Annotated in this window: 23 protein-coding genes; 11 read left to right on the top strand and 12 right to left on the bottom strand. The window is 60.2% G+C overall.

The window, feature by feature from the left end; all coding sequences use genetic code 11:
• Position 1 precedes the first annotated feature (1 nt).
• Genes CWS72_RS02750 through rsmA form a run of 3 tightly spaced genes read left to right on the top strand, consistent with a single transcriptional unit; the run spans position 2 to position 3,111 of the window.
• Positions 2 to 1,273 (top strand): peptidylprolyl isomerase, encoded by a 1,272-nt coding sequence (locus CWS72_RS02750; protein ID WP_101249031.1) that lies wholly within the window; start codon positions 2 to 4, stop codon positions 1,271 to 1,273.
• 16 nt (positions 1,274 to 1,289) lie between these two features.
• Positions 1,290 to 2,288: a 4-hydroxythreonine-4-phosphate dehydrogenase PdxA gene (gene pdxA / locus CWS72_RS02745; RefSeq protein ID WP_101249030.1), complete on the top strand. Its 999-nt coding sequence runs from the start codon at positions 1,290 to 1,292 to the stop codon at positions 2,286 to 2,288.
• On the top strand, positions 2,281 to 3,111 hold the full coding sequence (gene rsmA, locus CWS72_RS02740; RefSeq protein ID WP_101249029.1) for a 16S rRNA (adenine(1518)-N(6)/adenine(1519)-N(6))-dimethyltransferase RsmA: 831 nt from the start codon (positions 2,281 to 2,283) through the stop codon (positions 3,109 to 3,111). Before pdxA ends, rsmA begins: the two co-directional genes overlap by 8 nt.
• 94 nt (positions 3,112 to 3,205) lie before the next feature.
• Here rsmA and CWS72_RS02735 read toward each other — a convergent pair whose 3' ends face one another.
• Positions 3,206 to 4,057 carry a LysR family transcriptional regulator gene (locus CWS72_RS02735; RefSeq protein WP_101249028.1) on the bottom strand — a complete coding sequence of 284 codons (852 nt, stop codon included), beginning with the start codon at positions 4,055 to 4,057 and terminating at the stop codon, positions 3,206 to 3,208.
• A gap of 405 nt (positions 4,058 to 4,462) precedes the next feature.
• On the opposite strand from CWS72_RS02735, the gene CWS72_RS02730 reads away from it, so the two are divergent.
• Positions 4,463 to 5,665: an alpha-hydroxy-acid oxidizing protein gene (locus tag CWS72_RS02730; RefSeq protein ID WP_146002600.1), complete on the top strand. Its 1,203-nt coding sequence runs from the start codon at positions 4,463 to 4,465 to the stop codon at positions 5,663 to 5,665.
• Positions 5,662 to 6,768: a substrate-binding domain-containing protein gene (locus tag CWS72_RS02725; protein WP_101249027.1), complete on the top strand. Its 1,107-nt coding sequence runs from the start codon at positions 5,662 to 5,664 to the stop codon at positions 6,766 to 6,768. Before CWS72_RS02730 ends, CWS72_RS02725 begins: the two co-directional genes overlap by 4 nt.
• A gap of 136 nt (positions 6,769 to 6,904) precedes the next feature.
• Here the strand turns inward: CWS72_RS02725 and gmk are convergent, their stop codons facing one another.
• Positions 6,905 to 7,570: a guanylate kinase gene (gene gmk, locus CWS72_RS02720; protein WP_101249026.1), complete on the bottom strand. Its 666-nt coding sequence runs from the start codon at positions 7,568 to 7,570 to the stop codon at positions 6,905 to 6,907.
• Positions 7,567 to 8,463, bottom strand: a complete 897-nt coding sequence (locus tag CWS72_RS02715; protein WP_338056139.1) for a YicC/YloC family endoribonuclease — start codon at positions 8,461 to 8,463, stop codon at positions 7,567 to 7,569. The genes gmk and CWS72_RS02715 overlap by 4 nt, the downstream gene beginning before the upstream one ends.
• 143 nt (positions 8,464 to 8,606) lie before the next feature.
• Between CWS72_RS02715 and CWS72_RS02710 the strand changes: the two genes are divergently transcribed.
• A complete protein-coding gene (locus CWS72_RS02710) occupies positions 8,607 to 9,368 on the top strand; it encodes an SDR family NAD(P)-dependent oxidoreductase (protein WP_101249025.1) in 762 nt (253 codons plus the stop codon).
• A 122-nt stretch (positions 9,369 to 9,490) separates the two neighbouring features.
• Here the strand turns inward: CWS72_RS02710 and CWS72_RS02705 are convergent, their stop codons facing one another.
• Both CWS72_RS02705 and CWS72_RS02700 read right to left on the bottom strand, forming a co-directional pair.
• The gene (locus CWS72_RS02705) at positions 9,491 to 10,624 is read right to left on the bottom strand and encodes a GGDEF domain-containing protein (protein ID WP_101249024.1); all 1,134 of its coding nucleotides are present in this window, start codon (positions 10,622 to 10,624) and stop codon (positions 9,491 to 9,493) included.
• Positions 10,625 to 10,631: 7 nt separating this feature from the next.
• Positions 10,632 to 11,600, bottom strand: coding sequence for a cell envelope integrity EipB family protein (locus tag CWS72_RS02700; protein ID WP_241911538.1), 969 nt, complete (start codon positions 11,598 to 11,600; stop codon positions 10,632 to 10,634).
• Between the two features lie 321 nt (positions 11,601 to 11,921).
• Here CWS72_RS02700 and CWS72_RS02695 point away from each other — a divergent pair, with 321 nt between their 5' ends.
• Positions 11,922 to 12,224, top strand: coding sequence for a hypothetical protein (locus CWS72_RS02695; protein ID WP_101249023.1), 303 nt, complete (start codon positions 11,922 to 11,924; stop codon positions 12,222 to 12,224).
• 134 nt (positions 12,225 to 12,358) lie between these two features.
• Here the strand turns inward: CWS72_RS02695 and CWS72_RS02690 are convergent, their stop codons facing one another.
• On the bottom strand, positions 12,359 to 13,945 hold the full coding sequence (locus CWS72_RS02690; RefSeq protein WP_101249217.1) for a peptide chain release factor 3: 1,587 nt from the start codon (positions 13,943 to 13,945) through the stop codon (positions 12,359 to 12,361).
• 291 nt (positions 13,946 to 14,236) lie between these two features.
• Here CWS72_RS02690 and CWS72_RS02685 point away from each other — a divergent pair, with 291 nt between their 5' ends.
• Positions 14,237 to 15,223, top strand: a complete 987-nt coding sequence (locus CWS72_RS02685) for a sensor histidine kinase (protein ID WP_158240482.1) — start codon at positions 14,237 to 14,239, stop codon at positions 15,221 to 15,223.
• 434 nt (positions 15,224 to 15,657) lie between these two features.
• On the top strand, positions 15,658 to 16,332 hold the full coding sequence (locus CWS72_RS02680; RefSeq protein WP_101249216.1) for a response regulator: 675 nt from the start codon (positions 15,658 to 15,660) through the stop codon (positions 16,330 to 16,332).
• Positions 16,333 to 16,492: 160 nt separating this feature from the next.
• On the opposite strand, the gene CWS72_RS02675 is transcribed toward CWS72_RS02680, so the two are convergent.
• From CWS72_RS02675 to xseA, 6 genes are all read right to left on the bottom strand, one after another.
• Complete coding sequence (locus CWS72_RS02675) at positions 16,493 to 16,939, bottom strand: response regulator (RefSeq protein WP_101249021.1); 447 nt, start codon at positions 16,937 to 16,939, stop codon at positions 16,493 to 16,495.
• 271 nt (positions 16,940 to 17,210) lie between these two features.
• On the bottom strand, positions 17,211 to 18,854 hold the full coding sequence (gene groL / locus CWS72_RS02670) for a chaperonin GroEL (protein ID WP_101249020.1): 1,644 nt from the start codon (positions 18,852 to 18,854) through the stop codon (positions 17,211 to 17,213).
• A gap of 18 nt (positions 18,855 to 18,872) precedes the next feature.
• Positions 18,873 to 19,160, bottom strand: a complete 288-nt coding sequence (gene groES, locus CWS72_RS02665; protein WP_101249019.1) for a co-chaperone GroES — start codon at positions 19,158 to 19,160, stop codon at positions 18,873 to 18,875.
• Between the two features lie 239 nt (positions 19,161 to 19,399).
• Positions 19,400 to 20,116, bottom strand: coding sequence for a TVP38/TMEM64 family protein (locus CWS72_RS02660; RefSeq protein ID WP_101249018.1), 717 nt, complete (start codon positions 20,114 to 20,116; stop codon positions 19,400 to 19,402).
• A 7-nt stretch (positions 20,117 to 20,123) separates the two neighbouring features.
• Positions 20,124 to 20,873: a glycosyltransferase family 2 protein gene (locus CWS72_RS02655; protein ID WP_101249017.1), complete on the bottom strand. Its 750-nt coding sequence runs from the start codon at positions 20,871 to 20,873 to the stop codon at positions 20,124 to 20,126.
• Between the two features lie 91 nt (positions 20,874 to 20,964).
• Positions 20,965 to 22,488, bottom strand: a complete 1,524-nt coding sequence (gene xseA / locus CWS72_RS02650) for an exodeoxyribonuclease VII large subunit (RefSeq protein WP_101249016.1) — start codon at positions 22,486 to 22,488, stop codon at positions 20,965 to 20,967.
• 157 nt (positions 22,489 to 22,645) lie between these two features.
• On the opposite strand from xseA, the gene CWS72_RS02645 reads away from it, so the two are divergent.
• A complete protein-coding gene (locus tag CWS72_RS02645; protein ID WP_101249015.1) occupies positions 22,646 to 23,470 on the top strand; it encodes a glycosyltransferase family 25 protein in 825 nt (274 codons plus the stop codon).
• 8 nt (positions 23,471 to 23,478) lie between these two features.
• Positions 23,479 to 23,853 carry a hypothetical protein gene (locus CWS72_RS27650; RefSeq protein ID WP_158240481.1) on the top strand — a complete coding sequence of 125 codons (375 nt, stop codon included), beginning with the start codon at positions 23,479 to 23,481 and terminating at the stop codon, positions 23,851 to 23,853.
• Positions 23,854 to 23,858: the final 5 nt, after the last annotated feature.

Here is a 23,858-nt window from a genome sequence, read left to right as displayed (position 1 = left end):
CATGATGACGATCCGCTCTCAATTCCTTCTCGTTCTGCGTGGCCTGGCTATCCTGCTGGTCTGCAGTGCTCCCCTCGCCGCCCAGGAGACCGAACGGGTCGCCGCCGTGGTCAACGACGACATCATCACGCTGCACGATCTTGAGCAGCGCATGCGTCTGGCGCTGGCCTCGTCCAATCTCCCCGATACGCTGGAATCCCGTACCAGGATCGGCCCCCAGGTTCTGCGCGGCCTGGTCGACGACCGCCTGAAGACGCAGGAGGCGAAGCGGCTCAAGATCACCGTGGCCCCCGCCGAAATCGCCAACAGCATCAATAATATCGAACGTCAGAACCGCATGCCGCCCGGAGCGTTCGAACCGTTTCTGCAGAGCAAGGGCATCGAACTCGAAACCCTGCGCCAGCAGATCAACGCCGAAATGAGCTGGGTGCGTGTGGTCCGGCACGAGTTGATCCCCGATCTGCATGTCGGCGAGGCCGAGATCGACGCCCGATTGGCCACCCTGAAAGCCAACCTCGGCAAACCGGAATATCTGGTCGCCGAAATTTTTCTCTCGGTCGATGACCCACGACGCGATACCGAGGTCAGAACGCTGGCCGAGCGCCTGATCGAACAGATGCGCCAGGGTGCGCCCTTCCCCGCTCTGGCCCGCCAATTCAGCCAGACCGGCGCGGCCGGCGGCGATCTCGGCTGGGTTTCGCAAGGATCCCTGGACGACGAACTGACGGACGCCTTGGCCAAGCTCGACAAAGGCAACATCACCCCGCCCATCCGCACTGTGGACGGCTACCATATTATGCTGCTGCGCGATAAGCGCATCGCCGGTCAAAGCGAAGAAACCGAGCCGTTCTACGACATCATGACCATCCAATTGCCCATCCTGCCGGGCTCCACTCCAGCTGAACGCGATGCGCAGTTGCAGCAGGTGCGCGACGTCATCGCATCCGGCAAGAGCTGCGATGATTATGAACAGCGGCTCAAGCAGAACGTCGCCACGGCGGAATATAATCGGAACGCCAAGGTCAGACGTTCCGAAATTCCTCCGGCCATCGCGGCGCTGGTCCTCGACCTTAAACAGGGCCAGCTAAGCCAGCCGATGGACGACGGCAACGTCCGCCGGCTGTTCACCGTGTGCGGACGCATCGACCCGAAAGGCGGCTTGCCGTCGCGCGACGAAATCCGCACGCGTCTGGAAGACGACCAGATGGACATCATGGCGAGACGGTATCTGCGGGATCTTCGACGCGCCGCTTTCGTCGAGATCCGCGTCTGACCAGGCAGGCTCATCCGTGACGAAGGCCCTGCCATTGGCGCTGACCATGGGCGAACCCGCCGGAATCGGCGGGGACATCGCCCTGGCCGCCTGGCGGCGCAGAAAGACGGCGGACCTGGCGCCCTTCTTCCTCATCGACGATGCCGACAGGGTGACCAGGCTTGCCGATCGGTTGGATCCGGGAGTGCGGATCCAACCGATCGACCATCCCGAGCAGGCGCTCGCCTGCTTCGATGACGCTCTGCCCGTCCTGCACCGATCACTGCCATCCCCCAGTCGGCCAGGAATCACCGACCCGGCCAACGCCCAGGCCGTTATCGCCGCGATCGAAGAGGCGGTGCGACTGACCCGGTCCGGACAAGCGGCCGCCGTGGTCACCAATCCGATCCATAAGAAGGTTCTTTACGACGCGGGCTTCCCCTTTCCCGGCCATACGGAATTTCTCGCCGCGCTGGCAGAAAGCCCCCGCGTGGTCATGATGCTGGCCGCGCCGCAGCTCAAGGTCGTCCCCGTCACCGTCCATCTGCCGCTCAGGGCGGCCATCGCGGCGCTGTCGATCGATGAGATCGTCGACACCGGAATTTTGACGGCCAAGGCTTTGCGGGAGGACTTCGGCATCTCAAGCCCTCGTCTGGCCGTCGCCGGCCTCAATCCACACGCCGGCGAGAATGGCGCCATGGGATCGGAGGACGAGGAAATCGTGAGGCCGGCGGTGGAGTCCCTCTGCCGTCAAGGAATCGACGCCTTCGGCCCCCTTGCCGCCGATACCATGTTCCATCCCAGGGCGCGGGCGGGATATGACGCGGCCCTCTGCATGTACCATGATCAGGCGTTGATTCCCCTGAAGACATTGGACTTCGATGGCGGGGTCAATGTCACGCTGGGATTGCCCTTCATCCGCACCTCCCCCGATCACGGCACCGCCCTCGATTTGGCGGGCAGCGGACGGGCCCATCCCGACAGCCTGATCGCCGCGCTGACCATGGCGCGGACAATGGCGGACCACCGTGGCTGAACACCCCCTCCCCCCTTTGCGCGACGTCATCAAGGCGCATGGCTTGGCCGCGCGCAAATCTCTCGGACAGCACTTCCTGTTCGATCTCAACCTGACCGGACGTATCGCCCGGTCCGCCGGAGATCTGTCGGCCGGAACCACCATTGAAATCGGCCCCGGCCCCGGCGGATTGACGCGGGCCCTGCTGGAGGCCGGCGCCCGTCTCGTCATCGCCGTCGAACGGGATGATCGGGCTGTTCTTATCCAACGGGAAATCGCCGAAGCCTATCCGGGGCGCCTTGAGGTCGTCGCCGGCGATGCCCTGGCGATCGACGCGTCCACTCTGGGCGATGCTCCACGCCGGATCGTCGCCAACCTGCCCTACAACATTTCGACGGCTTTGCTCATCGGATGGCTGCGGCAAGCCGACGCCTTCGAAAGCCTGACCTTGATGTTCCAGAAGGAAGTCGTCGATCGCCTGGCCGCCGCGCCGGGCGATTCCGATTACGGACGCCTGTCGGTCATCACGCAATGGCGTTGCGACGTCCGCCCCCTCTTCAATATTGCCCGGGAAGCCTTCACCCCGCCGCCGAAAGTCGTCAGCACGGTGGTTCACCTGGTGCCGAGAGCACTCCCTCTGGCACCGGTCCGCATGGAAAGCCTGGAGAAGGTCACCGCCGCCGCTTTCGGACAACGCCGCAAGATGTTGCGATCGAGCCTGAAGGCTCTGGGCGACAGCGATGCGTTGCTGGAGGCCGCATCCATTTCTCCGACCGTCCGCGCCGAGGAATTGACGGTCGCGGAATTTTGCGCTCTCGCCAAGGCGCTCGACGCTCGCCGGTGACCCCGCTTTCAAGGCTTACGGGTAAACACCCGTCTCACTCGCGAGGGGCACGGGGATTCTCTATAAAAAATGACGTTTTTTCTGCGTCACGCCATCAGTGCCTCAGGAGCACCTCGGTGAGTTCGGCCGTCGCCCCCCGGGGATGACGGGTGGCCGAAGCCACGACGAACTCAACGTCCCCGAGATCGGGCAGCATCGGTGACGGCGGCAGTTCGATCAGCCCCGCCGGAATCATGCTCTGCGGCTGAACCATCACCCCGAAGCCACCCAAGGTCGCCGCCTGCAACCCCATCAACCCATCGCAGGTGCAGACGATCCTCCAGGCGAGTCCCGCCTTTTCCAACGCCTCAATGGCCATGGCGCGAGACATGCTGGGCGGGGGATACATCACGAGCGGAATGGGCGTCTCCGGCCGGACCACGGTGCCGTGCGTTCCGATCCAGACCATCCTTTCCCGCCGGATCAACTGGCCCCGCGCCTCCCCCGGCCTTCGCTTGCCGAGAACCATATCCAGTTCCCCCGCATCAAGCAGGTCGAAAAGAGAATCGCTCAATCCAACGGTGAGTTCGAGATCGACATCGGAAGTGCGGGACAGGAAATCATGCAGGACCGACGGCAGTCGGCTGCGTACGAAATTCTCCGACGCCCCCAGCCGAAGCCGCTGCCGCTTGGCGGAACCCGCGAAATAGCGCCTGGCATGTTCGTTGACGTCGAGAATGGTGCGCGCAAAGCGGACCATCGCATCGCCATCCGCCGTCAAGGCCACCCGATGAGTATCGCGCACGAAAAGACGGCGCTCGGCCAGACGCTCCAGACGGCGGACCTGCTCGCTGACGGTGGACTGGGACAAACCGAGGCGACGACCAGCTTCGGAAAAGCTGCCCGCGCGAGCCACCTCCACGAAGGTGGAGAGAAGGACAGGATCGAACATGGCAAGACCGTTCATCGTCAATTCCGATAGCAATGATCATGACAAGGCGGCTTCAAAAAGTCTTCCTATTTCCATAATGTTTTTACAGGAATAAATTACGGCGAGGTTCCCTCCGGCGGCTACGGAATTGTGATCACTATACGAGATGCGCATTACACCATGATAAATCTGAATATCATTATAAAATGAAAAATATTAATAATGTTACTTGGTAAATAAAGTTAATATTTTCGATATTTTAAGTATTGATTTTAGAAATTTGTTTAATTTTCAAATTTTTCCGAATGGCGATTGATATATCGGAGACGTGAAAGAGCGATCGAATCATCTCGCCATTCCCGCCCCCACGAAACACGCGCGTTGCGAGCAACGACTTCCCGTCCAGAACCATTCCATCACACCCGATCAAGGAGGAAATCCATGGGTATCGAAAGTCACGACAAGAGCGGACTCGACCGTCGCAATTTTCTACTGAACGCCACCGTGGCCGGCGCCGGAGCGGTGCTGGCCCCGATGGTTGCCAGCGCGGAAGCCAAAGCCGCCGAAACCGCGGCGGCAAGTTCCCAGCCTCTGGCCGCGGCGGGTGGCACCTTGACCATGGCCGAGGTCCTGCGGGTAGCACGCGAGAAGCTCTATCCCCGCTGTCGCGTCTGTCCGGAGTGCAACGGTGTCGCCTGCGCCGGCGAAGTTCCCGGCTTCGGCGGCATCGGTTCCGGCGCAGCCTTCCGGAACAATTTCGATTCGCTGGCCCGCCTGAATCTCGAAATGCGAACATTCCACGACGTCAAGAAGCCCGACGCCTCGGTCGTCGTATTCGGCGAGACCCTGTCCTTGCCCGTCATGGCTGCGGCCACCGGCGGGGTGACTTACAACATGGGCGGCAAGATGACCGAGGAAGACTATGTCGACGCGATCATCGGCGGCTGTCGCATGGCCGGCACGATCGGCCTGGTCGCCGATGGCATCGGCGACCCCATGGAGGTCTTCCAGCGACGAATGGCCGTCGTCAAGCAGTATGGCGGCAAGGTCGTGGTCATCATCAAGCCGAAGACACAAGACGAGATCATCAAGCGGATCCGCATGGTCGAGGAAGCCGGGGCCGTTGCCTTCGGCATCGACATCGATTCCGCCGGACGGGCCGCCCGTGCCGTCGCCGGCCAAACCGTCGAACCGAAGACGCCGAAGCAATTGGCCGAATTGGCCAAGTCAACGACGCTGCCCTTCTTCATCAAGGGCGTCATGTCGGCTCGTGAGGCGGAAATCGCCGTCGATGCCGGCGCCCGAGCCATCGGCGTTTCCAATCACGGGGGCCGGGTGCTCGATCACACACCGGGCGTCGCGCAGATCCTTCCGGCGATCGCCGACAGGGTGAAGGGCAAGATTACCATTATCGCCGACGGCGCGGTGCGTCACGGTGCCGACGTGCTGAAACTCCTGGCCCTGGGCGCCGATGCGACCATGTGCGGTCGCCCCCTGGTGCGCGGCGCCCATGGCGCTGGAAAAGAAGGCGTGGCCTTGATCCTCAACGGCATCCGGACGGAATTGATCGATTCCATGGTGTTGACCGGGACGGCGACGGCGCGCAACGTCTCCCCCGATACCATTTCCGAGGTCCGGGCATGAGAAAACTCCCAGGCCTTCTGGTCCTGCTCGCTCTCGCCGGGTTCACGCAAAGCGCCTGGGCGACGAGCGGTGAGACCATTCTGTATGGAGGTGGCGGGCAAGGCCGCGTCACCTTCGATGGCCAGTTGCACGCCTCGAAAGGATATGTTTGCAACGACTGCCATCTCCAACTGTTCCAGACGCAAAAGAAAGGATTGATCACCCTCGCCGATCACAAAAAGGACGCATCCTGTTTCGCCTGCCACAACGGAAAAGCAGCTTTCAAGACGTGTGACGGCTGCCACCGCGACGTGCCCCAGTCCGCCACCTTCCAGCAAGCGGCCGCAGACACACTTCAGATGCGGAAGGCCGCCGCGGCCCAGGCTTCCGCCGCAGCCCTGCCGCTCACCTACGAAGGCGCCACGACCATCGGCACCAAAATCCTGCCCGAAGCCAGCAAACTATTCACCGAACGGACCGGCATTCCATTCGGCGCCATCGGCGGGGCTGGGGCAAACGCGGGCTTTAAGGCCGTTCTCGAAGGCCGCACCCAGTTGGGCGGACTGGCCAGCGAAATGTCCGAACAGCAAAAGGCCCAGATCGCCGTCCATGAGGTCATCGGCTTCGATGTGATGGGCGTGTTCGTCAACCCTAAGAATCCGGTCACCGGATTGAGTAAGGCCGATCTGAAGGAAATCTTCACCGGCCGAGCCACCAACTGGAAACAGTTCGGAGGGTCCGACAAGGCGATTACGGTCTATAGCGAAAAACTGACGGGCGGGCGGGCGACCGTCAAGGCATTCCAGGACATGGTTCTGGGGACCGAAAAATACGGCCCCCTGAAGGAGTTGGACGACGCCACCGACTGTATCGAGGACCTCGCCCAGGATGAGAGCGGCATCGCCGCCTCGTCCATGTCCTTCGCCACGCCGCATGTCAAGGCTATCACCGTCGACGGCGCCGCGCCCAGCCGGGAGGCCGTGCAATCGGGGGCTTATCCGCTGAAACGCCCGTTGATCCTGATCGCCCAGCAACTCACCGGGCCGATCAAGAGCTTCTTCGATTTCATCCTGACCCCGGATGGTCAGGCCATCGTCGGAAAAAGTTTCGTTCCGGTGAAATAGCGACGCACGGAAATAAACGAATCACATCGTCATTCCCGCGCAAGCAGGACCCAGCAGGCAGCCTGGGTCCCCCGCTTGCGCGGCGGTGACAACGGAGTGGTGGCAGCGGTTTATTATCGCTGCGTCTCCTGAACAGTCAGCCCTGCCCCCGCAGACCGTTGACGAAATCGGCCAGACCAACCTGCCGCTCCCGCTTCAGACGCTCGGCGGCAAGGATGGCCTCGACGGCAGCGACGCTGCCGGCCAGGTCGACATTGACGATGATATAGTCGTATTCCGGCCAATGGCTCATTTCGTCACCCGCCTTGGCCATGCGCTTTTGCACCACTTCGACACTGTCCTGCCCCCGGCTGCGCAACCGCCGCTCCAACTCTCCCACCGAGGGAGGCAACACGAAGATGCTCACGAGATCGGCGCGGGCGTTCTGCCGCAGTTGCTGGGTTCCCTGCCAGTCGATATCGAACAGGATATCCCGGCCGTCGGCCAGAGCCCGCTCGACCGGCGCGCGCGGCGTGCCGTAATGATTATCGAACACACGGGCGTGCTCAAGAAGCTCCCCTCCTTGCACCATGGCGTCGAAACGGGGCCGCTCGATGAAAAAATAATCCTCGCCTTCCACTTCGCCGGGCCGGGGAGGCCGCGTCGTCGCCGAAACGGACATGACGATGTTGGCATCCTTGGCCAGCAGGGCACGCGAGATGGTCGTCTTGCCGGCTCCTGACGGCGACGACAGAACCAGCATCAGACCACGGCGCCGAATCGACGGCGGCGAAAGGGGGGAAGAGGAGGAACCGCTCGTCATTCGATGTTCTGCACCTGCTCGCGGAACTGTTCGATGATGGCTTTCAGCGCCAAACCGATCCGCGTGAGTTCGATATCATTGGCTTTGGAACAGAGGGTATTGGCCTCGCGATTGAACTCCTGGCACAGGAAGTCCAATTTCCGGCCGACCGCCTCACCGGCAGCCAGCATTTCCCGGGCGGCCGCCAGATGGGCTTTCAACCGATCCAGTTCCTCGCGCACGTCGGCCTTGGCGGCGAGCAGGGCCGCCTCCTGCGCCAGCCGTTCTTCCGACAAGGCCGGCACCGCGTCAAGCAGGGCGGTGATCTGCAGCCTGAGGCGCTCCTTGATGGTGAGCGGATCGAAGCTCCCCAGGGATTCCGCCCGCTCGACCAGGGCGTTGATTTCCGTCAGATGTCCTCCGAGGACCTCGGCCAACCGGCGGCCTTCGGCGGCGCGCATGGCGGCCATGGCCTCAAGGGTCTGCCGGAAGCCCTCCAGCAGGGCTTTCGAACGGCGTTCCTCCACCTCCGGCGGGACATCCTCCTCGCCGACCTCCAGAACGCCCTTCAGGGCCAACAGCCCGTCGATGCGCGGCAAGCCGAGGTCGGGCGCCTTCTCGTGCCATCGCCGGGCAACAGCGACATATTGGGCGAGAACGGCCTCGTTGACGGCCAGCGGGGCATCCTTCCTCACACGATCGATATTGAGGGAAATACTGAGATTGCCGCGTTTGAAACGTTTCTGGACGGCATCTCGGACCGGCAGATCCAAATGATCATAGCCGGCGGGAAGACGTGCCCGCATCTCAAGACCACGGCCATTGACGCTTTTGACCTCCCAAATCCAGGTCACGGCGTCGTCTTGTCCCTGCGTTCGGGCGTAGCCGGTCATGCTGTTGACGCTCAAGGCCATATCCTCAAATCGAAATATTCAAGCAAGACAGGGTTATACCGTGTGTCTCCGCGGGCAACAACCTTCCAGGGCGGTCGAATGCGCGCCCCATGATTGATCCGCCCCCTTCCCGCCACGCCCGCCCCCCTGCTACTCTCCCCTCCATGACGCGACGCAACGTTTTGATCACGGGAGCCTCCAGCGGCCTTGGCAGAGCGTTGGCACTCGCCTATGCCAAGGATGGTGGATATCTTTTCTTGTCCGGCCGCGACGGGCCACGCCTTGGAGAGGTCGCCGATGCCTGCCGGATTTTGGGCGCACAAGCCAGTACCGCCCTTATCGACGTCACCGACGCCGGACGGATGGCCGAGTGGATCACCCGTTCCGACGGGACGGCGCCCCTCGATCTGGTGATCGCCAACGCCGGCATTTCCGCGGGAACCGGAACCACCGGCGATGAAACGGCGGAACAGACCCGCCGGATCTTTAAGGTCAATTTCGACGGCGTGATCAATACGGTATTGCCGGCGATCGATGCCATGCGGCCGCGCCGGACGGGACAGATCGCTCTGATGGCGTCCCTGGCCGGATTTCGCGGCATGCCGACGGCGCCGGCCTACTGCGCGAGCAAAGCCGCCGTTCGGATCTGGGGCGAGGGTATGCGGGGTGTCTTGGCCCGCGATGGCATCGGACTCACTGTCATTTGTCCGGGATTCGTCGAAACCCCCATGACGGCGGTCAACCGTTTTCCCATGCCGTTCCTGATGAGCGCGGAAAAAGCCGGACAACTGATGCGCCGAGGCATCGATGCGAACCGGGCCCGCCTCGCCTACCCCTGGCCGATGGCTCTCGTCATCTGGATGATGTCGATATTGCCGCCCGGTTGGACCGACCCATTCCTGGCCCGCCTGCCGGCCAAGAGTTAGGGCCTGGGACGGAATGACCGAACCAGGCCCTTGAGCCCGAGCGGCGCTTGAGCCCGCCGAAGCCGGTGGCGCAGGCGTCATAATACGCTAAGGCTCTGGGGCGATTATTTCGACCCAGAGCCTTAGCCGCTCTTCGCCTCGCTATCCTGGGCCACGCTGATGCGGTTCCGTCCTTCTGACTTCGAACGGTAAAGAGCCCCGTCGGCGATGGCCAGCAAGGAACGAATATCAGGTCTTTCCGCACGGCTCGCCCTTACGCGCATGGATGTCGCCACCCCGATGCTCACGGTGAATTGGACGACCCCTCCCTGAGACAGCGGCAACGACACCTGCTCGACCTGACGGCGCAGACGCTCGGCGATCATCTGCGCCTCGTCTATCCGGGTATTCGGCAGGGCGACGGCAAATTCCTCCCCTCCGATCCGCCCGAGGATGTCAGGCTCCCGCAATGCCTTGCGACAGGCACCGGCGAAAGCCTTCAAAGCCTCGTCACCGACGGCGTGCCCCCAACTGTCATTGATCTTCTTGAAATGGTCGATATCGAGGATCAGGACCGAGATCGACCGCCCCATGCGATAGGCATGGTCCAATTCGAGGCCGGCCAGATGATGAAAATGACGAAGATTGGCCACTCCGGTCAGGGCGTCCAATGTCGCCCATTCCTCCAATTCGGCCATTTGCTGCTGGGTATCGCTGAAACTTTCCAGCGACAAAGCCAGTTCCAGAATATCGCCCCGGCTGTCGATGACCACCGGAACCCGCTCGATCAGGAAACGCAGCAGCGCGACCCCATCGGTCAACAGTTCCGGACCACCGTGCGGTGGCGGAGTCGCCGTGGCGAAAGCGCCGACGACGAGACGCCCCTTGCCGGCGGGCAATACCAGACGTTGCCACGTCTCCGTCTGGCCATCGCCGAACTCCGCCGTATAGGATCGCCAGAGAGGACGCTGCACGCGGCGCGCATAGGTATATTCGAAAGCCAGCATGCCCCGCCGCTCGGCCGGCAGGATTTCCGTCGGCAACAGATCTATAACCTTTCCGGTAAGATCCGTTCCAAACCGCTCGGTGAAGTTGTGTCCATAATGAAGATAGCGGCTTTTCACGCCGTCGATTCCAATAACCAGCAAATGGTCGAGGAACCGGGCGAACCGATGTTTGGGGTCATCGATCGACTCGCTGGGATAAAAGGCCTCACGCCAGGCATCCAACAATTCGAGCAATCGCTGATCCATCACCTCGTGGACCAGGTTCTGCATTGTGTAATCAGCAATCCGGCTTGGGCAGGGGTTCCAATTTTTGCAAGGTTCCCTTCAGGCTGAAATTGCCGAAGGACTGTACGACCTCGTCGGCCACACCATTCAGATAATAACGCAACGCCACTTCATAATCAGGGGTCGGCTCGTTGGCGGCGGGCGCGAAGAAAGCCATCTGCATACGCCAGGACGGAGCCGAAAGGAGGGCCGAATTCACCGCCGGATTGGCCGCGGCGGGAGAAATATTGGCATTGGCCGGAAACAGCTTGCCGATGACGGCGTTCACGTCGAACGGGCCATCGGAGCCGGTGCCGTCGAACAGCACCCTCTCAAGCATATGCTCGCCGCGCTGCGCATGCTCAAGCAGGCGAATGGTATGCTCGGTCGGGAACAGCGTCCCCTTGGGCAAACGCATGGTTTTCTGCTCTGGCAACGAAAACTTGGCGACACCACCCTTGCCCTGTCCATCCAGGTTGGCGACACCGTCGATTTCCTCACTGACGACGCCATCGCGGGTGCTGCGAACGCGGAAACGGTAATGCAACCCATCCTTGGATTCCCACGTGACGAAATCCCAGGTCGTGGCCACCGGCGCACCGTCACTATAGGCAAATGTCAGGGCCGTGCGATTTTCAACGGTCCAGCCATCACAGGAGTCGCCGAACTTATAGGTCATGGCGCCGGAAGCGCCGGTCACCCCGCCGCCAGGCTTGGTGGCGTTAAGCGCCATCGCATAAACAGCCCGATGCGGCGCCAACTCCGCTCCGGCCGGCGCGGCCAGGGCTTCGCCGGCCACACAGGCCGCGAAAAGACCACCCAGCGCCAAACCAGCAACCCGCGACATCATTGCGCACCTCCACCGCATCAGAGCGGCGACATTATACAAAATTATTAAAGAAGCGATAGTCAGGCACCGACTTTTATAAATATTCACTTGAAAACGCCTCTCGGTCAAAATTACCCGATACCCGGCAATCATTGCCCGTCCATCGGCGGAGTTTTCGGTGTCTCTTTCGCCTCAAACACGCGGAAATCCTAGTCTTAAACTCGTGGCACGGCGCTTGCGCCGCAAAGATCCCTTTGAGGCTTTAGATGTGGCTGTAAGCTTGGCCGATTGCAAATGAAACTCGATTTTTTGTTTAATAAACATAGTCTCGAAGAGCCACGTCTCAACCGCAAGGATCCACGACTCGAGGCCCCTCTAGACGATTCGGGAAATCCGTTTTCTTCCGCCAGCCGCCCAAGTGATGCTTTGATCAGGCCCGCGCTCCCCCCTCCGGGGGCCTCCGGCGGTCGCCACATGTCGCCCAGACAGCTGGCCGAATGGGCGCATGAGAGGTATCTCAGCGGAGATCTGAACTGGCCCGATTATCGCGTGGCCGGATTCCACGTCGAATTGCATCCCGACTACAATACCACCGTCGCAGCCCTGACCGGCCGCCCCGCGGCCCCGGACCGGCCGCGCGACATGGTTCGGGAATGGGAGGAGCGCTTGGCGTTCTTTCAACGGCACAATCCGCCGGACGATCCCCAAATTCGCAGAATCGAAAAGATTCTGGCACTTCTCTACGCCCCGGGGGAAAACCTGCGACCCGGCCGCTGACGCCAATTCGGCTTCGTCCGAAAATACCGGGCGTAGGCGCCACGGCCCGTTTTCCTCGGTGCGGAACGTCAGACTTTGGAAACTTGGACGCCGTTAGGCCTCAAGGGAGCGTTTCGGTCGAAATGCTCCCAGCTCTAACCGTGCTGCTCGCGGGTCGCAGAGAAGACGATGTCCGGAAAATCCTGCTGGGCACGTCCCAAGGCCCACGAATTGCGGGCCAGGAAAACCAACGCGCCATCCCGGTCTTCAGCCATCGAGGAGGTGTTGGCCTCGACAAAGCGCTTGATCAGCAGCTTATCCTCGCTGTGAACCCATCGCGCCGTCTCGAACGGAGCCTCTTCAAAACCGGCCTTCAGGCTATATTCGCTTTCGATCCGATTGGCGATCACCTCGAACTGCAGTTGCCCGACCACGCCAACGATCCAACTGGCCCCGTTCAGGGGTTTGAACAATTGGCTCACCCCCTCTTCCGCCAGATCTTCCAACGCCTTGCGCAACTGCTTGGCTTTCATGGGATCGTCCAAACGAACGCGACGCAGCACTTCCGGAGCGAAGCTGGGAATTCCGTTGAAACGGACATCCTCTCCCTCGGTCAGGGTATCGCCTATTCTGAGCGCGCCATGATTGGGAATACCCATGATATCACCGGGAAAAGCTTCCTCGGCCAGTTCGCGATCGCGGGCCAGGAAGAAAACCGGGTTGCCGATCGCCATCAATTTGCCGGAACGGACGTGCTTTAATTTCATGCCACGCTTGAAACGGCCCGAGCAAAGGCGAAAGAAGGCGATCCGATCCCGGTGATTGGGATCCATGTTCGCCTGCACCTTGAAGACAAAACCGCTGACCGTCTCTTCGAGGGGGTCGATAACGCGCGGATCGGCGGACTGCTGCCTGGGCGGCGGCGCCAGCCGGCCGATGCCGTTCAACAGTTCCCGGACGCCGAAGTTTCGCAAGGCCGAGCCGAAGAAGACCGGGCTTAAATGTCCCGCGCGAAAGGCCTCCAGGTCGAACGACGGACAAGCGCCGCGCACCAGTTCCACTTCCTCCCGAAGCCGGGCCGCGGCATCGGCACCGACAAGGCCGTCCAATCGCGGATCCTCCAGGGGCATGTCGATCCCCTCGGGCAGATGGTCACCCCGGGTCTGCTCGAACAGGACGACCTGATCGGCGGTCAGGTCATAAACCCCCTTCAGATCGCGCCCCATGCCGATCGGCCATGTCAGCGGACAAACATCCAAAGCGAGGGTCTTTTCGATTTCATCAAGCAAGTCGAACGTCTCGCGGCCTTCGCGATCCACCTTATTGATGAAGGTCACGATGGGCACGTCGCGCAGGCGGCAGACCTCGAACAATTTCCTGGTCTGGGTTTCGATGCCCTTGGCGGCATCGAGAACCATCACGGCGGAATCGACCGCCGTCAGGGTTCGATAGGTATCCTCGCTGAAATCCTCATGGCCGGGCGTGTCGAGCAAATTGAACGACAAGCCGCCATGTTCGAAGGACATGACCGATGCGGTGACGGAAATTCCCCGCTCACGCTCGATCGACATCCAGTCCGAACGCGCCCGGCGCTGTTCTCCGCGCGCACGGACGGCCCCGGCCATCTGGATGGCGCCTCCGAAAAGCAGAAGTTTCTCGGTCAGCGTCGTCTTACCGGCGTCGGGATGGGAAATGATGGCGAACGTGCGCCTGAGAGCAACGGCATCGGACAAGGCAGTCATGGTGTCGCGGTTTTCCAGGTTTGCGATAAAAAAAGCAAGCAATCTTTATATGGCGCGGGCGACGCAAAGTTCTCCCTGCAAAACATTTCAATGCTATAACGACTTCATTCCTAGATTGTCGAGCAGGTGCTATCATCGCCTATAAGCAGTCTCTCGATGCTAGGATCAGAAAGTCAAGATCTCCCGGAAAACATCCATAATGGATATGGCGCTCAATTTCGCTACCGGAGATTCAATATGGATCTAGCGAGCGGAATAAATAGTTTAATTCGAGATTTAGCGGATAGCCCGATGTGGCTTCCGGCGCTGCTCTTCGCTTTTTCGACATTGGGCTTCGCTCTTCTTTGGTTGCGGCTGCGCCGCCATATGCGCCGGGTCTGCGAGGCACTGACGGCCTCGTCCGACGCCAACAACGATCAAGCCGCCATTCTGCGGATGCGCCCCGACGATGTAGCGACGCTCCTCGCCGCATTGAGCCGGGATCTCGACGAGACGCGTCGGCGTCTCGCCGTCGTCATCGCCGAGCGCGAAACGGAACGAGAGGCCGCTCAACTGGCCGACCATAGCAAAACACGCTTCCTGGCGGCGGCCAGTCATGATTTGCGCCAACCATTGCAGGCTTTGGGGCTGTTCGTCGCCACATTGGCGCAACGGCAACTCCCCGCCGATATCAAAAATATCGTCGACAAGATCGAAGGCTCGCTTGAAGCCCTGGAACATTTGCTGGATGGACTCCTCGACATTTCGCGCCTGGACGCCGGCGCAGTCGAGGCCCACTCGGTCGCCTTTCCGTTGCAAAGCCTATTCGATAGGATGTCCTTGGAATTCGAACCACTGGCCGAACGCAAAGGGCTTCGTTTCCGGGTCATCAGGACCAGTGCCGTCGTCCGCAGTGATCCGGCCCTGCTCGAACGGATATTGCGCAATCTTCTGTCGAACGCCATCCGCTATACGCGGTCAGGTGGGGTATTGGTGGGATGCCTCAGACGGAACAAGGCATTGCGCGTGGAAATTTGGGACAGCGGCATGGGCATCGCACAGGAAGACCAGAAAGAAATATTCCGGGAATTTCGCCAGTTGTCCCGCGGCGTCGGCACCGAACGGCAAGGATTGGGTCTCGGATTGGCGATCGTCGAGCGGCTGAGCCAGCTCTTAGGCTTGCAGATCGAAGTGCGGTCCCTGGTCGGCAAAGGCTCGATGTTCGCTATCATTCTTCCGGCATCGGCGCACCTGTATGAGCGAACAAGGAATCCGACATCGGCAATTCACGCCGAGTAGCGCAATTATAAGTTGTGCTAGATTTAAACTCGTAAAGATAACCCTCGTGAACCAACCAGTTATATTCAATATACGATTTTTTCAAAAGCCCTCCATCTGGGCTGGATTTCCATGGTGTCTCGATAGATACCAAGCAAGCGGCGGTTTCTGTGGGGTCGACACGAAAGCCCCCCTATTGTAGGATGAATATTATCTCCCGATTCACACCCATTCAGTTCCGCAAAATTCCTTTTTTAGTTGAATAATAATCTTCGTTATATCGCTATAAGTTCAATACCAAAGGTCTTTTTGCATAAGCGGGTGTGCTACTTATACTACGTAGCGGAAAAAAGCGATTCGCCTCATGTAAGGCGATGCGATATCCTAAAGGTGGTGGGGGTTAAATGGGCGAATTGACGAAAGGGTGGAACGCCGTGCAGCTTGGTGACAAACCCATGAAAATCTTAATTGCCGACGACCACGAATTATTTCGTGATGGCCTGCGTCACGTTCTGACCCAACTTGATGGAACCGTATCCATTGTCGAGGCCTGCGATTATCCGCAGGCGATCACACTGGCGGAAACGGAAAGCGACGTTGGCATAGTCCTGCTCGATTTGGGAATGCCCGGCATGCCGTGGAGCGAGGGATTGCAAAATTTACGCAAGACCTTGCCTAGCGACGTACCGATCATCGTTTTGTCGGCGTCCGATGATCGCCGCCATGTCCTGCAGGCGGTCAACCTGGGAGCCGCCGGCTTCATTCCGAAAACGTCGAGCAGCCGTGTCATGCTGAGCGCCCTCAAGCTGGTGCTTTCCGGAGGCGTTTATCTGCCGCCGGCTCTTCTCGATCAAAGCAGCGACAATGCCCTTTCCGAACCCATCGGCAATGCCGGCCAGGAAAACAACGCCTCCTTCCTGACGCCACGGCAGCGCGAGGTCCTTACTCTTCTGGGACAGGGCAAATCGAACAAGGAAATCGCCCGAGTCCTGCAATTGGCCGAAGGTACGGTCAAACTGCATGTTACCGCCATTCTGAAAGCGTTGAACGTCAACAACCGGACACGAGCGGTCGTCGCGGCTTCGCAATTGGGTCTGACGAAAACAGATACGGCATCGTTCAGCCGCTAACGTCCGAGACTCCGCCAAACAAGAAGAACAATGGGGAAACATCCTACAGGCCGACATCGTCGGCCTGTTTTCTTGTGTGCCCGTGCCGGACGCAAGAAAACAGGGCAATCGCTTCATCCGATTGCCCTTGAATCAGACGGGCCGGGCCTCCTTGCGCGGCTTATTCCTCGCCTTGCGCCAGACTGCGTTTCAACAACTCGCGTAATTGCGAACCATTCACCGGCTTATGCAGGATCGGCAGACCGCTTGCGGCGGCCTCGCGCAACCGTTCAGCGCCGGTATCCCCGGTAATCAGAATACCCGGTATCGACTTCCGAAAAGCCCCCTGGATCGCTCGGATCGCAGAGACACCTGTCTGTCCGTCGCGCAAGCGATAGTCCGCGATAATCACATCCGGAGAATCTCCCGGCGATAAGCCCGCCAGCACATCCGCCGCAGCCCCCGCGGCAACCACCCGATACCCCCAACTCTCGAACAACATCTGATAGCCGATCATGACGATCGTTTCGTCTTCGACCACAGCCACCAACGGGGCGAGCCCGCTAACCGGAACGGACCGCAGACCGTCGTCCGCCAACCCTTTGGCTGTTTCCCCTACCTCAACCATCGCTTCACACAAACCCCAGTAGATCCGTCCCTTATATCAACGGTTATTCATAGTGCCCCCGTTGATAGGAGGGATGAAACCTACCGACGGTCATAGTTATCTATGCCGAAGGTCCAGGTTACCCAAGAATCACCCGCAATGAGGAGCCGCGAATCGGCCATGCGGGAAGGAACGTCCCCTCTCACACATCCCACCACCACAAACAGCAAGGGCCGCGTCTTTCGACGCGGCCCTGCCTTGTAGTTCGAAGGCTGGCTTCGGGAACCCGGACTTAGAAGTCCATGTCGCCCATGCCACCCATGCCGCCCGGGCCACCGGCCGGAGCAGCCTTCTTCTCAGGCTTCTCGGCAATCAGGGCCTCGGTGGTGATCAGCAGACCGGCAACGGAAGCCGCATCCTGCAGAGCGGTACGGACCACCTTGGTCGGGTCGATGATGCCGGCCTTGATCAGGTCGGTATATTCGCCCTTCTGAGCATCGAAGCCCCAGTTGGTGTCCTTGCTCTCGAGCAGCTTGCCGGCAACCACGGCACCGTCATGACCGGCATTCTCGGCGATCTGACGCACCGGCGCCTGCAGGGCCCGGCGGACGATGTCGATACCGACCTTCTGATCGTTGTTGTCGTGCTTCACCGCGTCGAGGCTGCGGATGGCATGCAGCAACGCAACGCCGCCACCGGCGATAACACCCTCTTCCACCGCGGCACGGGTGGCGTGCAGGGCGTCGTCGACGCGATCCTTGCGCTCCTTCACTTCGACTTCCGAGCTGCCACCGACCTTGATCACCGCAACACCGCCGGCCAGCTTGGCCAAGCGTTCCTGCAGCTTCTCGCGGTCGTAATCCGACGTGGTCTCTTCGACCTGCGCACGGATCTGCTTGATGCGGCCCTCGATGTCCTTCTTCTTGCCGGCACCATCGACGATGGTGGTGTCTTCCTTGGTGATGGTCACGCGCTTCGCGGTGCCCAGATCAGCCACGGTGACGCTCTCCAGCTTGATACCCAGATCCTCGGAGATGACCTGACCGCCGGTGAGGATGGAGATGTCTTCCAGCATGGCCTTGCGGCGATCACCGAAGCCCGGCGCCTTGACGGCGGCAACCTTGAGCCCGCCACGCAGCTTGTTGACCACCAGGGTGGCCAGGGCCTCGCCCTCGACGTCCTCGGCGATGATCAGCAGGGGACGGCCGGACTGCACGACCGCCTCGAGAACCGGCAGCAGGGGCTGCAGGCCCGAGAGCTTCTTCTCGTGGAGCAGGATGTAGGGGTTTTCCAGCTCGACGGTCATCTTTTCGGCGTTGGTGACAAAATAGGGCGAGGTGTAGCCACGGTCGAACTGCATGCCCTCGACCACGTCCAACTCGAAGTCCAGGCCCTTGGCCTCCTCGACGGTGATCACACCCTCGTTGCCGACCTTCTGCATGGCCTCGGCGATCTTCTCGCCGATTTCCTTGTCGCCGTTGGCCGAAATGATGCCGACCTGAGCGATTTCGCCGTTGCTCGAAACCTTCTTCGAACGCTTCTTGACGTCGGCGACGACGGCCAGAACGGCCAGATCAATGCCGCGCTTCAGATCCATCGGATTGAGGCCGGCGGCAACCGCCTTGGCGCCCTCACGGACGATGGACTGAGCCAGAACGGTCGCCGTGGTGGTGCCGTCACCAGCCAGATCGTTGGTCTTGGAGGCGACTTCGCGCACCATCTGAGCGCCCAGATTCTCGAACTTGTCAGAAAGTTCGACTTCCTTGGCGACGGTAACGCCGTCCTTGGTGATGCGCGGAGCGCCGAACGACTTCTCGATGACCACATTGCGGCCCTTCGGCCCCAGGGTCACTTTCACCGCATCAGCCAGGATGTCGACGCCGCGCAGCAAGCGCGCGCGGGCGTCGGTACCGAATTTTACTTCTTTCGCAGCCATTTTTCGTCTGTCCCTTGCTTAGGCGATAATGCCGAGAATGTCCGATTCCTTCATGATCAACAGATCCTGTCCGTCGATCTTCACCTCGGTGCCGGACCATTTGCCGAACAGCACCCGGTCGCCAGCCTTGACATCAAGAGCAACCAGCTTGCCGTCCTCACCCCGCGCACCCGGACCGACTGCGACGACCTCGCCCTGGGAGGGCTTTTCCTTGGCCGTGTCGGGAATGATGATGCCGCCCGCGGTCTTCTCTTCCTGCTCGAGACGCTTGACCACAACGCGGTCATGGAGCGGTCTGAAACTCATTCACAACCTCCGTCAATATTCGTTTACTAAAAAAAGGAACACCAAATGAAGGGTGTTATTAGCACTCTCATCGGGTGAGTGCCAACGATCTAAGGGGAGCCCCCTCATCTGTCAAGCCGATTCCCCCTCGCAAAGCCGAGAAACGGCAACTTTCCGCCGTTAATTTTTTGTTTCGCCAGGGAATTTCGACGGATGACCGGTCATATCCGCGAACAAGTCTGATCAACAGCTCGCCGGTATCATTCCATTTCCTGATCGATCGTCGCATCGAGGCTGCGACCGTGGCGCAGCCGCTTATAGAGATAGACCCCGAGAATCGCCGAAGCGACGAACAGCAGGACACTCAGGGAGACGCGCTGCACCGGATCGACCTGAATGCCGCTCCCCAACAAGACGAAAACCACGGTCTGCGGCAAATAGCCCAGGATCGATCCGGCGAAAAAGGGCCATGGTCGCACCGAGGACACTCCGGCCATCAGATTGGTCAGCAGATTGCTGCCGACCGGCAGAAACCGTATCAACACCGTCATCGTCAGGGGATTATCGCGCAAAAACTCGTCGATGCGCCGAACCCGCCCGGCGAATTTATGCATGACAAGATCGCGGCCAAGCACTCTCGCATACAGAAAGCACCCCATGCAGCCGACAATCGAAGCCAGCGACGCCCAAACTGTGCCGCCCCCCAGACCAAAGGCGTAACCGGCCAGAAAACAGACCGCTTGCCGTGGCAATCCCACGGCGATGACGAGGCTGCCGATTGCCAGGAAGATCGCCTCGCCGGCCAATCCATGGCCGCGAATCTCCGAATCGACCCAATGGGTATCGAGCATTTCGCCCAGCCCGGAGACCTTCAGTCCCCAACCGAGAAGGACGAGGGTGACCATCACGGTGAGCCCTTTGACCAGCAGCCGAAGCTTCACTCCCGCCACCGTCACTTCGTGCGATTCCTCGCTCATCGGAGCGTCAGTCCCGACGGTCGATGATCGGAACGCTGGCCCGGCGCTGCAACCACATCACACCGAAGAGATCGACGATCCCGACCCAAAGACGATTCCACAGACCATATTTCGAAACGCCCCGCTCGCGCGGGCGATGATTGACCCGCACGGAAACGACGTCGCCGCCGCGCCGGATCATCAAGGCCGGCAGGAACCGGTGCATGTGATTGAAACGTGGCATATCGAGGAAGGCGTCACGGCTGAACAGCTTGAGGCCGCATCCCGAATCCGGGGTCGCGTCGTTCAGCAGGGAGGCGCGGATACCGTTGGCCACCTTCGAAGACAGCCGGCGCAGACCATTGTCCTGACGTTTCTGGCGGAAACCGGCGATCAGGAGCAGATCCCGGTCGCTTTCCGAGGCGGACAGAAAACGCTCGAACAAAGCCGGAATATCGGCCGGATCGTTCTGCCCGTCACCGTCCAGCGTCGCGATATAAGGCGCGCGGGCGGCCTTTACGCCGGTGGCCACGGCCTGGCTTTGTCCGCAGCTCTCACGGTGCCGGACAAGCCGAAGCTGGGGGAAATCCCGTTTGGCGGCGGCAAGAACCGCCGGAGTTTCGTCGTCGCTGCCGTCATCGACATAAACGATCTCGAACGGCCAGCGGTCGGACAGGGCCGCCGTGATTTCGCCCAACAGCGGCAGGATGTTATCGGCCTCGTTCTTGACCGGTACCACCACGGCGATCCGGGGTGGGGAAAGATCCTTATCGGACATTGCGTCTCAACTATCCTGACCGTCGAAAACCAAAAAGCGCCCTTTCTTACAACGGAGCGTCCGGAGGCGGAACCGCTTTCTTCCGCCCCGCTTACAGCAGCGTCCCCTGGCGGACGTCAGCCCCCTTGCCGGACGGTTTCCGAGGGGTAGACTTCGCCGGTTCATGCTCCCCGTCGACGACCACCGGCACCGATTGCTGGCCCTGAAATGTGATGGTCCAATGATCGCCGGGATGCGCCTTCTCCGCCGCCGTCACCGCCTCGCCCGCCGCATCGCGGACCAGGGCGAAACCACGCCGCAGCACCTGTTCGTAGGAAAAGCTGTCCAGCAAAGCCCCGGATCGCTCGATCTGGCCGCGCCGCGCCTCGATCAATCGGGGCCATGCGGCGCCGAGACGAGACGCCATTTGACGCAAGGCCAGATCCTGCCGTTCCAGACGCGCCGCCTCGGCGGCGCGAACGGCGCGGACGGCCGCTTCGAGCCGGGTTGACTGCTGCTCCAGGGCGTGGCGTTTTTGCGCGATCTGTTCGCGCGGGTGGCGCAGACGCGCCGAGATATGCATCATGGAGGCCCGACGGCGCGCCAGATCATTGGGAAGCGCATTGGCCAGACGTTCGGCGCGATCATCGAGAATGCGCATCAGATCCTCGATACGGCGGCGAAGGTCCGGCAACCCCCGGGACAGCCCCTCAAGACGGGTCCTGCGCTCCTCGACCATGCGTCCGACCGCGAAGATCAACCGTCGCCCCAGCTCGATGGTCTGCAGCATCAGGTCACGGCGCACCGGCACAGCCATTTCGGCGGCTCCGGTGGGCGTCGGCGCCCTGAGGTCGGAGACGAAATCGATCAATGTGGTGTCCGTCTCGTGACCGACTGCGGAAATCAGCGGAATCTCCGAAGCGGCGACGGCCCTCACCACCACCTCTTCATTGAAGGCCCATAAATCCTCAAGCGAACCGCCACCGCGCGCGACGATCAAAAGGTCGGGCCTGGGAACCGGACCACCGGCTTGGATCCGATTGAACCCGGCGATGGCGGCGGCCACCTGCTCGGCCGCCCCCTCGCCCTGCACGGCGACGGGCCACAACAACACATGCCGGGGAAAACGGTCGGCCAAGCGATGCAAGATATCGCGAATCACCGCCCCGGTCGGCGAGGTCACCACACCGATCACCTCGGGCAGGAAAGGCAGCGCCTTTTTTCGCGCCTGATCGAACACCCCCTCGGCGGCCAAGCGCCGCTTGCGATCCTCCAGCAGTTTGAGTAGGGCGCCCTGTCCGGCCAATTCCAGCCGCTCGATCACCATCTGATATTTCGATCGACCGGGATAGGTGGTCAGGCGACCGGTGGCCACCACCTCCATCCCGTCCTCCGGCCGGATCGACAGCCGCCCGGCGGAACCGCGCCAGCAAACGGCATCGAGCACCGCCTCGCTATCCTTGAGGGCGAAATAGAGATGTCCCGAGCTATGCCGTTTGAACCCCGAGATCTCCCCCTTCACCCGCACATTGTCATAAGTCTGTTCGACGGTACGCTTCAGCGCGTTGGAGATCTCGCTGACGGAATATTCCGGAAAATTGTGCGACGCCGGAACGTCATCGGTTATTTCGGCCATGACCTCTCGCTGCTCGAAACGAGGCCCCATGCGAGGCTTCCGCCAGAGGATAGGGAGACGGCACTCCTACCGCAAGTCACGCCACGATGGAAAGCCCCCTTCACCACGGAGCGCTCCCAAGTTAACGTAGTGGGAATAGTCGATTAAGGAATCGAATATGCATTGCATTTATATCAACCTCGCGGAGCAACTGGATCGACGCCATGCCCTGGAGGCTAATTTTTTAAAAAATAATCAGAACAATTGGACACTCAAAAGATACGAAGCCGTAGACACGAAATTCGTCCACGAACAAGAAATAAAGGGGAAAAGCCAGCCAGCGGAGAAAGCCTGTTTTCTCAGCCATATCGGAGCCCTGAAAAAGTCTGAAAAATACCCAGGCCCCGTGATGATTATTGAAGACGACAGCATTATGGGACAGAAAACGCAGAACATCATAGATAATTTAATCAACACATTGGATCCACTGTCCTGGGATATGATGTATACTGATGTTATAATCACAGATATTCACGAGATGATCCTTCTCTACAAGGTGCGCCGCGCTCAATTTAAAAATGATCTCGTTACGGTTATGAATCTGAGACAGATGCCGACATTTGCGGGCTCTGCCGCTTACGTAATAAATGGATCATCCAAAGGAAAATTACTCAACTTATTGACGTCCGTTAAAAATTTTGACACCCCCTATGACATGGTCCTGCGCCAATTGATTTGGGATCAGAAAATAAACGCTTGCGTGACATTCCCATTCGTCACGACGGGATCCCCATTATCTCAGAGCTCTCAAATACAAAATCAAAAGAAAGCAATCACGGATCTGACCTGCGATCTCTTCCGGAAACTTATCTGGGCGGAACGTTCCGTAGAAGAGATTCAGGAAGCACTGGCCGATCTCGACCAGAAATTAGTTGACCGCGAGACGGCGGCTTTTGCCGATCTGTTGAAACTCGCTCTGTCATCGAATTTTCTCTATATATGAATCCCTGATTGACGAATGGCGTGGGGCGAGATCCGCTTGAACAGGCGATCCCCTGTCGCGGCCACGATACCGTCACCATGGACTTCGGCTCGCCGGCCGGCCATTCTGGAGTCCCGTCCAGGTACCTTCTTTCCTTCCTCCCCGACGGTCATGAAGGAGATTCCCGCATGCCCAGGAAAAAGAAGCCGACACCAACGAAAAAACCCGACCCGATGGCCAAGATGATCGAAGACTGCGTCAAGAAGTCGCAGGCACGAAAACGTTCCGGCCAAACCGACCGGGAATGGCGGGAGCAATATGCGAATTCGCTGAAAACCGACGATGGCGCGGCACCTTTAAGCCAAACCCCCTTCGCCGGCAACGCTTACAAGAAGAAGATATAACCTAC

Source organism: Telmatospirillum siberiense (assembly GCF_002845745.1).
Taxonomy (GTDB): domain Bacteria; phylum Pseudomonadota; class Alphaproteobacteria; order Rhodospirillales; family Magnetospirillaceae; genus Telmatospirillum; species Telmatospirillum siberiense.
This window is presented reverse-complemented; position numbering and strand designations above follow the sequence as displayed.